Origin of the sequence: Amycolatopsis sp. YIM 10, from assembly GCF_009429145.1 — a bacterium.
GTDB lineage: Bacteria > Actinomycetota > Actinomycetes > Mycobacteriales > Pseudonocardiaceae > Amycolatopsis.
The window spans coordinates 10,273,673-10,286,317 of sequence record NZ_CP045480.1; the positions used below are offsets into that span (position 1 = coordinate 10,273,673).

At 72.1% G+C, this 12,645-nt stretch carries 7 protein-coding genes; 5 read left to right on the forward strand and 2 right to left on the reverse strand.

Annotation, left to right across the window (positions count from 1 at the left end; all coding sequences use genetic code 11):
• Nucleotides 1-45: 45 nt before the first annotated feature.
• From YIM_RS47960 to YIM_RS47980, 5 genes are all read left to right on the forward strand, one after another.
• Nucleotides 46-1,821 (forward strand): TNT domain-containing protein, encoded by a 1,776-nt coding sequence (locus YIM_RS47960; RefSeq protein ID WP_153036647.1) that lies wholly within the window; start codon nucleotides 46-48, stop codon nucleotides 1,819-1,821.
• Between the two features lie 2 nt (nucleotides 1,822-1,823).
• Nucleotides 1,824-3,947 (forward strand): YrhB domain-containing protein, encoded by a 2,124-nt coding sequence (locus YIM_RS47965; RefSeq protein WP_153036648.1) that lies wholly within the window; start codon nucleotides 1,824-1,826, stop codon nucleotides 3,945-3,947.
• Nucleotides 3,920-5,986, forward strand: a complete 2,067-nt coding sequence (locus tag YIM_RS47970) for a YrhB domain-containing protein (protein WP_153036649.1) — start codon at nucleotides 3,920-3,922, stop codon at nucleotides 5,984-5,986. The genes YIM_RS47965 and YIM_RS47970 overlap by 28 nt, the downstream gene beginning before the upstream one ends.
• Before the next feature lie 3 nt (nucleotides 5,987-5,989).
• Nucleotides 5,990-8,440 (forward strand): ADP-ribosylglycohydrolase family protein, encoded by a 2,451-nt coding sequence (locus tag YIM_RS49580; RefSeq protein WP_228004468.1) that lies wholly within the window; start codon nucleotides 5,990-5,992, stop codon nucleotides 8,438-8,440.
• An 82-nt stretch (nucleotides 8,441-8,522) separates the two neighbouring features.
• Nucleotides 8,523-10,439, forward strand: a complete 1,917-nt coding sequence (locus tag YIM_RS47980) for a TNT domain-containing protein (protein ID WP_153036650.1) — start codon at nucleotides 8,523-8,525, stop codon at nucleotides 10,437-10,439.
• Between the two features lie 3 nt (nucleotides 10,440-10,442).
• On the opposite strand, the gene YIM_RS47985 is transcribed toward YIM_RS47980, so the two are convergent.
• Both YIM_RS47985 and YIM_RS47990 read right to left on the reverse strand, forming a co-directional pair.
• On the reverse strand, nucleotides 10,443-11,306 hold the full coding sequence (locus YIM_RS47985) for a class I SAM-dependent methyltransferase (RefSeq protein ID WP_228004469.1): 864 nt from the start codon (nucleotides 11,304-11,306) through the stop codon (nucleotides 10,443-10,445).
• On the reverse strand, nucleotides 11,300-12,607 hold the full coding sequence (locus YIM_RS47990) for a sensor histidine kinase (RefSeq protein WP_153036651.1): 1,308 nt from the start codon (nucleotides 12,605-12,607) through the stop codon (nucleotides 11,300-11,302). The genes YIM_RS47985 and YIM_RS47990 overlap by 7 nt, the downstream gene beginning before the upstream one ends.
• Nucleotides 12,608-12,645 lie beyond the last annotated feature (38 nt).

Sequence of the window (12,645 nt, forward strand, 5' to 3'; positions counted from 1 at the left end):
GGGAAGGTGCCCTACGGTCAGCTCGCCAGCTTCGAGGAACATCGCATGACCCAGCCGCATGAGCTGCACCAGGGCCTGGCCGGCCGGGCCTGGTTGCAGGCGTTCGCCACCTACAAGGACGAGGAGTTCCAGGTGGCGGGCTTCACCGCCCCGCACTTCCTGCTGTCGTGGAGCAAGGACGATGCCGAACGCGCGGCCGAGCTGGGCATTCCCGAGGGTGAAGCCGGTGGCTATATCGACAAGGCGACCCCGGAGCAGCTGACCGCGCTCTGGCAGGTCCGCATCGACGTGAACGGCACCACGGCCGCCCCGCCGGTCCAGCCGCTGTCCGAGGACGAGCGCGGCAAGCTGCTCATCGGCATCGGGCGCGCGCTGGTCCCGCTGCGGCCGGAGAACGGCACGGTGACCGTCGACTTCCGCCAGCTCGGCGGCTACACCGAGATCGAGGTCAGCTCCACCGGGGAGAACGGCACGCTGTTCTGGTCCGCGCCGCCCGAGGTGGGGGAGCTGCTGACCGAGCTGCGTGCCGGGATGTACGAGAAGGGCGTCGGGGCCTGGCTCCAGGCGCGGTACACCTTGCGCGGCAACCAGTTCGACTTCGACTTCGACCTGCTCAGCCCGCCGGAGTGGAAGCGCCCGCCGGACCGCCCGGGGCTACCCACCCGCACCGCCTTCGCCAAGGAGCTGGAGGAGTTCCCCCGCGACGACGAGCACCTGCCGCGATGGCTCCGGGAGAAGGCGGGCCTGCCGCTGGCGGTTGTCTTCCAGCACGCGCGGATCGTGGACTCCTACCTCCCCGGGGAACGGCCGGTGGTCGACCGGCCCGCGCTGCCCGAGGCGGAGATCCCGGCGGTCCTGCACTATCTCGAGCGCTCGCCGGTGGTGCTGATCGGCGACCTGCCGGGCCCGGACATCTTCGCCCCGGACGACGAGCCCGACGTGCCGGAGCGGTACCACACCGACGGCCGGTGGATCTGGCACGCGTCGGCGGCGCACTACCTGCGCAAGCACGGCACGCCGCCGGACCAGGAGCTGGTCGAGCACATCCGCGCGCAGCGGTACCAGACCCCGCACGTGGACCGGCTGCACCGGCTGACCGCCGCCGCCGACCTGCTCGGTGAGCCGCGGCCGAAGCCGGACCCCGACCAGTTCGAGCCGAGCACCGGCGACCTGGCCGCCGAGCTGGAGACCCAGGTGGGGCCCGAGCTGGACGGCACGGAGGTGCTGACGGCACTGCGCGCCCGCCTCGACGAAGCGGGGGCCTGGCCGAACGCCTACCGGCTGGGTGAGTCCGCGGACGACGCGTGGAGCCTCAAGCACACCGCGCAGGGCTGGGAAGTGGCCCGCTACCAGGACGGCGAGCCGGTCGACCCGTGTTACTTCACGCGGGTGGAGAGCGCCGCGCAGCAGTTGCTCGGCGCGGTCCTGCTGCATCCGGCGCGCATCACCGCGGGGGCGGAGAGCCCGCTGGAGACCGCGCGTGAACTCGCCGACTGGCCGATCCAGCCGGTGCCCGGCGAACCGCCGCTGACGTTGTTGCGGAACAAGCGCCTGATCCGGCTCGCCGCCGGTACGGTTGTCGTGCGTTTCGGTGACGAACGCGGCAACCTGGTGCACCACACCGGGGTGCGTTTCCCCACCACCTCCCTGCCGCTGGAGCGGGAAAGCGCGGAACGCCGGTATCGGCTGGTCCGTCCGCTGTACGTGATCACCGGGATCACCGTGCCCTGGGCGAACCTGCCCGGGGGAGCGATCGCCTACGTTCTCCCCAGGACGATCACCGAGCACACCAGTGACGGAAGTCTGGAAGGAACGGTCTGAGCGTGGAAGCGGCTGAAGCGGTAGCCAGGGTCGAGGACTGGCTGCGTGCCGTGCACGGGCCGGACCAGCGCACGGTCCGGGTCGACACGGACAAGGTGCGCCGGGTGCCCGAGGGCTGGTCGGTGCCCTACAACGCGGTGGCCTACCTGGACGGGGGCGACGCGGGCAAGGAGATCTTCCCGCCGCCGAACATGGTGGTGCGTGAGCCGGACGGGCAGGTGCGCCAGGCCGCGCCGCACCCCGGCGGGCTGAGCATCCCGGCGCGCTACCCCGGCCGGGAGCACTGGAAGGAGATCGTCGACCGGGAGTTCCGCGACTCCGGGCTCAGCCATCTCGGCGTGCCGCCGGCGGCGGTCGGTGGCTGGCAGCAGGTCCTGCCCGACGGCAGCGACGGCGACGAGGAACGCGAGAACCCGGACTACCTGCCGGGTCCGATGCGACTGGGCCGCGAGCGCCCGCGCAACCCGCTGGAGTACCTGCTCGCCTTCCACGACGCCGGCTGGCTGGACCGCGAGCGCTTCCTGATCGGCCTGGTCAGCACCGAGGTGTTCATCCCGATCGCGGACAACGACCGCGTCCCGCGCACCGCCTACGACCAGCGCGAGCACCGGCTGCTCACCTACAGCGACCCGCGCCACCTGCCGGAGCACACGCACCGCTGGTGGCACGTCGACCTGGCCACGCTGATGAAGCTGGACCCGGCGCCGAACCTGAACCTCGACGGCGGCCCGCAGTACCGCCAGCAGGTCACCGGTGCCGAGCTGACCGCGGTACTGGCCACCTACCCGCGGTTCAAGCAGACCGTGGACAAGAAGATCACCGGGCTCGCCGCGAGCCAGGAGATCAAGACCTTCGCCGCCGAGGCCGCCGCGAAGATCGCGCTGCCGACGCCGGTTTCGCCGCCGACGCACGCGGTCGACTGGGCCCGCCGCAACGGCTACGAGCTGACCGACGAGGAAATCCGGCTGACCGTGCTCGGGCGGACCTGGCGCGAGCGCGTCCGGCTCGACGACGGTGGCCGCTGGCCGGTGGACCTGGCGTCGAACGGCCTGCAGCCCGGTTACGGCGACAACGGCGAGGCCGTGCCGCGGCTGAACACCTTCGGCAAGTACTTCGAGCAGGGCAATCCCGGGTTCAAGCACGGCTGGCACCGGATCACCGGTGCCTACGCCGGGTTCGCGCTCGGTGAGGCGCTGGGCATCCACGGCACGCTCGGCGAGGACGTGCCGCTGGGGCCGCTGACGCAGCAGCTGCTGTTCCTCACCGAAGGCATCGTCCGCAGCCCGCACCGTGAGGCCCCCGAGCAGGAAGGCCAGTTCACCGTGGCCGCGGCTCGTGGCCTGCTGCGCTGGCTCCACACGCAGGGCGAACCCGTGCCCGGTCCGGTCGACGGCTGGCTGGTCCAGGTGCCCGAGATGCGGGCGAAGACCGAGCCGGACACCGGTGAACTCGCCGCACTCCGAGACCTGGCGCAGGAACGGCCGGGCACCGCGAAGGGGCCGGGCGCGCTGCTGGTCGCGCTGCCCGCCGCGCTGACCAACGGGTACGCGGGCGAAGGCATCACCGGCGGGGTCGCGGAAGCGGCCCGGCGGCTCGCCGGGCTGACCCACGGCTCGGAATTCGACATCGAGGCGGCCGCCTTCCTGGCCACCCTGTTCGACCAGCTGCTCACCAAGGACAAGGTGTGCCCGCCGGTCACCTCGGCGCGTGCGCTGTTCACCGGGAACTCCTGGTCCACGCTGCGGCACACGGTGGACCGGGGGCTGATGTCGATGGACGCGACGTCGAAGATCCCGCTGCTGCCGAAGCCGTCCGGTTTCGGGGCCGGGACCGACACCGAAACCGTGCTGTCCCAGGTGCTCAGCGCGGTCAGCGGGTACGAGAACTACCCGGAGCAGGCGCTGTGGCGAGCGGTCACGCACGACGGCAGGCGCCCGCTCACCGGGGCACTCGCCGGAGCGCTGATCGGCGCGCGCGTCGGGCTGCCGGGGCTGCCGTGGGTGTCGAGCCTGCGCTCGCGGTACCTGGTGGAGAACTTGGCGAGCGACGCGTTCTGGCACTTCGACCAGTTCAGCCCGGTTTTCGAGAGCACTTCAGGATGGGCGAGGCGGTACCCGCGATCGTGAGCACCAACGAGATGACCAAGAGCACTCGCGAGCAGGCGATCGGCCGCGTCGAGGCGTGGCTGCGCGAACAGGACGGCGGCGACGCGCTGCGCGTGCGCACCGAGTACGTAGTCCGCAACGGCGACGGCTGGAACGTGCCCTACAACGCGGCCACCTTTCTCGACGGCAGTGACGTCGGTGCCGGCATCTTCCCGACCCCGGTGCTCTTCGTGCCGGACGACGGTGGCGAGCTGCGGCACGAGGCCGCCGCGATGGCCGTGCCGAACCCGCCGCGGGCCGTGGCCGAGGAAGGCCCGTCCACCTGGACGCCGGTCGTGGATTCCGACTTCGACCAGGCCGCGTTCCCGAAACTGGCGCCGCCGGAGAAGGCGATCCTGCGCCGCGAATCGGTCGACGGTGCCGTCCAGCCGAACCCGGCCTACCGGCCAGGGCCGCTGAAGATGGGCTACCCGACGCCGCTCTCGGACGCCGAGAAGCTCTGGCAGTACCGCTCGATCGGCTGGATCGACGACCAGACCTACTTCCGGCACCTCACCGAGTGCGAGGTGCTCGACGTCGGGGACAACACCGCGTACACCTCGCCGGTGCGCGTGCCCGGCGAGGTGAAGTCGTGGACGCGCAAAACGCTGCGGCGCCTGTTCCAGGAGCAGGACGGCGGCGGTTCGGTGGCGCTCGACCCCGGGACGTACAGCGTCGAACTGGTGCGCAACCACGTGCTGCCGGATTTGGGTGAGGACCAGGGCCCCGAGCCGGTGCCCGGTGCGCCCGCCGAGTACCGCCCGAAGGTCGTCGAGACGGTGGACGCGCTGGTCACCGAGTTCGGCATCGATCCGCCGCGCTACCTGACCGGGCACCTGCCGACCGTCGCCGAGCAGGCCAGGCAGTACGGATACCTGCTGACCGAGGCGGAATGCCTGCGGTACGCGCGGGCGTACGCGCTCTGGTTCCGGAACCTGCGCGCGCCGGTCACCGGCGCGGAGGTGAGCTGGCCGGACGACCTGTGGGCGGCCGGTTTTGTCGAGCACCGCGCCACCAACGGCACACCGTCGCCGCAGCCGTGGCACTTCGGCAAGTTCTTCAAGCGGATCTCCACCCAGCAGGGCAGCAACTTCCGCTGGAACCGGGTGGCCGGTGCCTACGTCGGCTTCGCGCTGGGTGACTCCATCGGCGCGCAGGCCGACCAGCACGGCAGCTGGACCGGCGGCGAGCTGGAGCGCGGCGGCCTCACCCGGCAGCTGCTGTTCCAGACCGAGGCGGTGATCCGCGGGCTGCCGCCGGTGAACGACACCGCCGAGGTCCCCGCGTCGCTGCCGCGGGTCGGCAGGCCCGAGAGCTGGCTGAACGAGGCGACCGCGGGCACCGGCCCGGCCCCGGCCGAGTTCTCCGCGCTGCTCGCCCCGGCGCTGGCGGCGACCGTCGCCGGTGGCACCCCGGTCGAGGGCATCGACGTGGCGTATTCGCAGGCCATCGCGCACGAGCTGATCGGCGCGGCGGCGGGCCCGGACGTCACCGAATGCGCCGACCTGCTGGTCCGCGTGCTCTGGGGCGTGCTGAGCCCGGCCGAAGACCTGCCGGACCAGCTGGCCAAGCCGGTCTACGCGCTGCTGCTCGAGATCCGGCAGTCGTTGCCGGAGCACGATTCGCTGCGTGCCGAGCTGACCAGGGTGATCGAGCTGCGCGACGACTGGAACGGCGACGAGGCCGCCCAGCTCGAGTCGATCGGCGACGGCCGGTCGCCGCGTTCGGTGCTGCTGCGGGCGTTGTTCGCCGCGGCCAAGCGCGGGCACGATCCGGGTGGCGCGATCCTGCTGGCCGCCGGCTCCTCCGGCAGTTCGGCGGTCACCGCCGCGCTGACCGGGATGCTGGTCGGCGCGCAGCGTGGCATTCCCGGCCTGCCCCAGCAGTGGGTGGCGCGGTTGCCGCAGCTGGGCCTGGTGGACAACGTCGCCGGGGACGCCTTCTACCACTTCCACCGCTTCGGCGTGGCGCGCGAGCCGTCGGCGCAGGAGGCGTGGGAAGCCAGATACCCGCGGGGGTAGCGCATGGACGAGTGGCTCAGCGACGACGAACTGTCGGTGCTGGCGCGATTGGTGCGCCGTCAGCAGGCGGCTTCCGGCCGTGAAGCGGTCCGGGTGGAACGGGTGGAGCTGTTCGTCGGCACCGATGCCGGTGGCCGCCGCTTCCTGACCGGGAACCCGGTGGCCGACTGGACGCCGCCGGAACCGCGTGGCGTGGATCCCCGGCGCTGGCGCGGCAGCCTCCTCGCCGGTGCCTGCGGGGACGCGCTCGGCGCGCCGATCGAGTCGAAGTCGATGGAACGCGTCCGCGCGATGACCGGACCGGACGGCATTCTCGACTTCATCCCGGCCTACAACGGCATCGGGATGATCACCGACGACACCCAGATGACGCTGTTCACCCTGGAAGCGCTGATCCGCGCGCACGCCGAACAGCGGCACACCGGCGAGACCGATCTCCGGTACGGCCTGCAACTGGCCTACCAGCGGTGGCTGCACACGCAGGGCGTGCCGTGGGACAAGGCGCGGGGGCCGCGGGACCTCAGCGAGCGGCCGGACGGCTGGCTGATCACCAACGAGCCGCTGCACCACCGCCGCGCTCCCGGGCAGACCTGCTTCTTCGCGCTCAAGGGCTACGGCTCCGGCGTGCCGATGGGCACCGTCGAACGTCCGCTGAACGAGTCGAAGGGCTGCGGTGGCGTGATGCGCGCGGCGCCCGCGGCGATCTGGTCGGACGATCCCGCCGAGGCGTTCGAGATCGGCGTGATGAGCGCGGCGCTGACCCACAGCCACCCGAGCGGTTACCTACCCGCCGGGACGTTCGCGGCGATGGTGCACCAGCTGGTCCGCGGCGCGAGCCTGGGCGCCGCGCTGGCTTCCGCGCGCGAACTGCTCGTCGGCTGGAACGGGCACGAAGAGACCTCGGCCGCCATCGACGCGGCGATCGCGCTGGCCGAACGCGGTGAGCCGACCCCGGAGAAAACCGCGACCCTCGGTGGCGGCGGTGTCGGCGAGACCGCGCTCTCGATCGCGCTGTACGCCGCGCTGGTCACCGACAACCCGAACGACGCCCTGCTGGTCTCGGTGAACCACGGCGGCGACAGCGACTCGACGGCTTCGGTCTGCGGGAACCTCGTCGGCGCGATGTACGGCCCGGAACAGCTCCGCCCGAACTGGCTGGACCAGCTGGAACTGCGCGACGTCATCGAGCAGATCGCCGACGACGCGCTCGCCGAGTTCGGTCCCGAGCCGCCGGAGTGGGGCCAGAAGTACCCGCCGTCGATCCCGGCCCGCGAAGCTCCCGAAACCGGGCCCGCCGAACCGCAGGAACACCGCGCGCGGACCTCGCTGCTCGCCGCGCTGGAGACCGAAACCCCGCCGCCACCGGCGTTGACCAGGGCCGAACGGTTCCGCGGCAGCATTCTCGCCGGTGCGGTCGGTGACGCACTCGGCGCCGCCCGCGAGTTCGACCCGATGGAGCGCATCCGGCAACTGCACGGTCCCGCCGGGATCACCGATCTGGTGCCCGCGTTCGGCGGCCTCGGCAAGATCACCGACGACACGCAGATGACCCTGTTCACCCTCGAAGGCCTCATCCGCGGCCACGCGCACCTGCGCCGCGGCGGCCAGACCGGGCTGGAGCACTTCGTGCAGAGCGCCTACCAGCGCTGGCTGCACACCCAGGACTACGCGTGGGAGGACTGCCGCGGGCCGCACGACCCCAGTCCCGAACCGGACGGCTGGCTGATCTCACACCGCGAGCTGTTCAGCCGCCGCGCGCCCGGCAAGACCTGCCTGACCGCGTTGATGTCGTACGGCAACAACGGCCGGATGGGCTCGTTCACCCACCAGCTCAACACGTCGAAGGGCTGCGGCGGGGTGATGCGGACGGCACCGGCGGCGCTCTGGCCCGGTGATCCGGCCGCGGTGTTCGGTGTCGGCGCGATGGCCGCGGCGCTGTCGCACAGTCACCCGACCGGGTATCTCTCCGCGGGCGCGCTTTCGGTGATCGTGCGTCACCTGATCGATGGCGGATCGCTGCCGAGCGCGGTCGAAGAGGCGTTCCGGCAGCTGGCCCGGCGGCCGCAGCACGAGGAGACCACCGCCGCGCTGCGGTTCGCCGTGCGACTGGCCGAGCAGGGACCGCCGACGCCGGAGAAGATCGCCACGATCGACGGCGGTGGCTGGATCGGCGAAAGCGCGCTGGCGATCGCCGTCTACGTCGCGCTGACCACCGACAACCTCGACGACGCGTTGCTCGCCGCGGTCAACCACAGCGGGGACAGCGACTCGACCGGGGCGATCTGCGGCAACATCGCCGGCGCGCTGTACGGCCCGAACGCGATCCGGGCGAGCTGGCTGGAACGGCTGGAGCTGCGGGGCGCGATCGAGGAACTGGTCGCCGACGCCCTCGCCGAGTTCGGGCCGGAGCCGCCGACGCACTCGCTCTGGGAGCGGAAGTACCCGAACTCGTGATCATGGTTCCACGTGGAACACGCACCGGGCGGCCGACTAGATTTGACTCGGATCTCACCGAGGGGACACAAGGGGGAGAGGCGTGCGCTACCGAATAGACGCCGCTGAGCGGCCGGACTCGCTCTACGCGGTGTGGCACGGTGGGGTGTTCCGTGCCCAGCGCTCAAGCGAAGACGGCACCGTCCTGCTCGTCGCGCAACCAGGGGAAGAAGCGCCGGCGGACTTCGACACCGAGTGGAACGGCCGCCCGGCGAAGGTGGTGCCCGAGGCCGAGGCCGCGAGCACGTTCAGCGTGCAGACCCACTGCCTGTTCGCCGACGAGATCTTCCGCGTCGCCCCGCAGAACGGCGAGGCGCTGACGCTGCGGTGGACCGGTCAGGACGAGGACCGCGCCCGCGAGCTGGGGCTGACCGACTTCACCACCACCGCCGAACCCGAGGAGATCGAGGCGCTCTGGCAGGAACGCCACGACTTCATCGCCGCCGACGCCCCGCGACCGGAACGCGGCACCGGGGACGCGAACGCCCTGCTGCGCGCCATCGGCCGCACCATGCTCAAGGTGCTGCCGGATGGCTGGGAGCGGGTCGGCGCGCAGTTGCGGCAGGTCGGCGGGTACGCCGAACTGGAGGTGCGCGCGGTCGCCGGTGACCTGGTCGTCTCGCTCTCGCCGCCGGCCGAGCTGGGGCAGCTGTTCAGCCTGCTGCGCTCGGCGATGTACCAGCCGTCGACCGGCACCTGGTTCGAAGGCACCTTCACCCTGGACTCCACCTCGAACTTCGATTTCGACTTCGACGTGGACGCCGAACCGCACTGGCGCCTCTCACCCGGCGAAGGCGGGCGCCCCGGTGCCCGTGCCTACGAGACAGAGCTTCAGCTGTTCCCGCGCGACCGCAAGCACGTACCGGACTGGCTGGCCGCGAAGGCCGGCCTGCCGCTGGACGTGGTGTTCCGCCAGGCGAAGGTGGTGGACAGCCACGCCGAGGGCGAGCAGCCGGTGGTGAACCGGCCGCCGCTGCCGCCGGACGAGGTGCGCCGCGTGCTCGACTACCTGTACCGGTCGCCGGTGGCCTCCGGCCGCCCGGTGCCGCTGCCCGACGTGTTCTCCCCGCACGGCCGTCCCGACGTGCCGGACGCCTTCCACACCGACGGCACCTGGATCTGGCCCGCCGCCGTGCCGCACTACCTGCGCAAGTACGGGGTGCCGCCGGAGCCGGAGCTGGTCGACCACATCCGGGCGAACCTGCACCGGCCGCCGTACGTGCCGGACAAGCTGCGCCACACCGCCGAAGCCGAGGTGCTGGGCAAGCCGTACCCGCCGCAGTCCGAAGAGGACCTGCCCGGCCCGGACAAGCACGCCCGCGGCGAGCGCGACGGCGACGGCCTGCCGAAGCTGCGTGCCGCCGAAGTCCTGGAAGTGCTGCACCGCAGGCTCGCCGAGCTGGGCGTGCCCGCTTCGCGCTACCGGATCGGCGAACCGGCCGACGGGGCCTGGTGCCTGCGCCGGGTCGGCGGCCACTGGGAGGTCGCGCGGTTCGAGGACGGCGAGCCGGTCGACCCGGTGCCGTTCGACCACGTGCAGGACGCCGCCCGGCACCTGGTCGGCACGATGGTGCTGTACCCGGCGCTGGCGCGGGAGCCGGAGGAAGCCGAGTCCGGGCACCCGACGGACTGGCCGATCCTGCCGCTGCGGGGCGAGCCGCCGCTGAACTTCTTCCGCGCCAAGCGAATGGTGGTGCTGCCCGCCGGGACGGTGGTCCAGCGCTTCGGCAACGAGGCGGGCAACCTGGTGCACCCGGAGCACGTGCGGTTCCCGGAGACCTCGCTCGCCTTCGAACGCGAGCGCGAGCACCACACCTACGTGGTGCACCGGCCGCTGCGCGTGCTGACCGGGATCACCGTGCCGTGGGGCGCGCTGCCCGGCGGCGCGGTCGCGTACCTGCTGCCTCGGCCGCTCGGCCAGCACGTGGAGACCAAGGCGATGGAGAAGGTCAGCGCGTAAGCCTTACCGGGCGCGGATCAGCACGGCCGGCGACCACCAGTAGTCGGCCAGCGGGGTGATCTCGACCTCGCCGAACCCGGCCGCGGTCAGCTGCTTGCCCCAGTCCTCGGCGGGCTGCTCCCAGTTGTTGCGCACCCCGCCCGGCGACACCAGGCCCAGCAGCATCGGCATCAGGAAGCCCTGCGCGACCAGGCCGTCGTCGTGCCCGTACTCGGCGACCCCTCGCTCGTACCGGACCACGAGCGAGGCCAGGTGTTCGGGGCTGCCCTCGGTGACGTCCGGTACGTCGAACTCGGCGAGCACCAGTTCGCCGGTGCGCTCGCGCAGCGCGCGGAACACCTCGCGCCGGTCGTCCGGTTCCAGCGACTGCATCGCGAAGGTCGACTGCACGAGGTCCCAGGAGAGATCGGTTCCGGCCAGGAACTCCTGCGCGGTGGCCTGCTCGGCGTGCGCGCCGTCGACCCGTTCCCCGGCGACCTCCAGCAGTGCGCCCGACGGCTCCACCAGGTCGATCCGCGACGGCCGGTGCGCCGCCTTCTCGAGCGCGGGCACCAGCGCGAGCCCGTCACCGCAGCCGAGGTCGAGCAGGGACTCCGGTCGGCGATCGTCGTACAGGGAAGCGAGCCGCCGCGCGAGCTGCTCGTACAGGTTCACGTTGCCGCCGCCGCGGATGAACGCGGTGAACGCGGCAGGCTGGTCGTAGACGTGGCCTTCGGGACCGGTGTCGAGGTGGCGGCTCAGCTCCACACCGAGGAGCGCGCCGGACTTGGCGGCCTGACCGGCGAGCACGGCGGCTTTCGGCCGGTCCTCGTCCCGCAGCGCGGTCAGGCAGGCGACGAGGATCTCGTGGGTGGTTTCGGTCAGCACGGCACCCACAATGTCACGCGAGTCCCGTTGCCAGGAGTGGATTCCACGGTCGCCTTCCCGCCGACCTCGGCCAGCCGCGCGGTGATCGACTCGCTGATGCCGAAACCGGGCGGGCGGGTCTCCGAGCTGAACCCGGTGCCGTGGTCGCGGGTGATCACCGCGATGCCGCCGTCGCGTTCCTCGACCCGCACCAGCACCTTGTCCGTGCCGGAGTGCTTCATCGTGTTGCGCATGGCCTCGCGCACGGCGTCCCGGATGGCGATCTGGCGGACCTCGGACAGCGTGTCCTCGTCCAGCTCGGCGATCACCACCTGCGCGCGGAGGCCGTCTCGGGCCATCTCCGCGGCGAGCGACGCGAGCTTCTCACCGAGCGGACGGCCACCCTCGTTCGCGGACGCTTCGATGTACTTGCGCACCTCGACCGCCTCCGCACGGGCCAGCCGCCGCACCTCCGCGAGCTGCTCCTCGGCCGTGCCCTGCCCGGGCAGCGCCAGCGACTCCAGCGTCTGGAGCACGGTGTCGTGCATCAGCCGGTGCTGGCGCGCGCGTTCGGCCTGCCGCCCGTTGCGGATGCCGTAGGCCAGCGCGAGCCGGGTGCCGAGGCCGATCAGCACCAGCGCGCCCGACGCGGTGAGCAGCACCCCGGCCATCGTGCCCAGCCCGGCGAACCCGGCCTCGGCGCTCACCGTGCCGGTGTTCGCCCAGCTCATCAGCAGGTGCAGCGGAATGCTGCCGACCAGCAGGCCGATGCCGTACGGCAGGCCGAGCGCGAGGGTGAACAGCGCGACCGTGCCGAGCAGGTGCTTGCCGGGCACACCGATCGCCTCGAGGTACACCTCGGACGGCACCAGCGCGGCGACCGCCAGGTTCGCCAGCGCGGTGAACACCGCGTCCACGGTCAGCAGCACCGCGGCCCGGTCGCTGCGGAAGGGCGCCGAGCGCAGCATCCACCGCACGCCGTACGCGTTGAGCAGGATCGACAGCGCGGCCACGGTGATCACCGGCGCCGCCCCGGTACCGCCGTGCGCGCCGAGGAAGGCAGCCAGCGCGCCGGGCACCGCGATCAGCCGGTAGACCATCGGCACGAACGCGACGTAGCGGCCGGCCCGCAGCAGCAGCCCGTCGCTGGCGCGCGGGTCCACCGGTGCGGCCATCGCCGAGATCCGGCGCAGCGCTCTGATCGGAGTCGGGTCGGAGACCTCGTCCGACAGCTCGCTGGTGGCGGTCGCGATGGCCGGTGCACCCCGCCGGAGCAGGGTGACGAGGAAGCTGGCCTGCTGGGGCGGTCCCTGGCGGCGCATGATTCTCCATCTCACCTGGTGGGGAAGTGAGTATCGGT

Bases quoted from the DNA above. Each gene is read 5' to 3' on its own strand.
- YIM_RS47970 (WP_153036649.1), top strand. From the start codon at position 3,920: ATGGGCGAGGCGGTACCCGCGATCGTGAGCACCAACGAGATGACCAAG.
- YIM_RS47960 (WP_153036647.1), top strand. From the start codon at position 46: ATGACCCAGCCGCATGAGCTGCACCAGGGCCTGGCCGGCCGGGCCTGG.
- YIM_RS49580 (WP_228004468.1), top strand. From the start codon at position 5,990: ATGGACGAGTGGCTCAGCGACGACGAACTGTCGGTGCTGGCGCGATTG.
- YIM_RS47990 (WP_153036651.1), bottom strand. From the start codon at position 12,607: ATGCGCCGCCAGGGACCGCCCCAGCAGGCCAGCTTCCTCGTCACCCTG.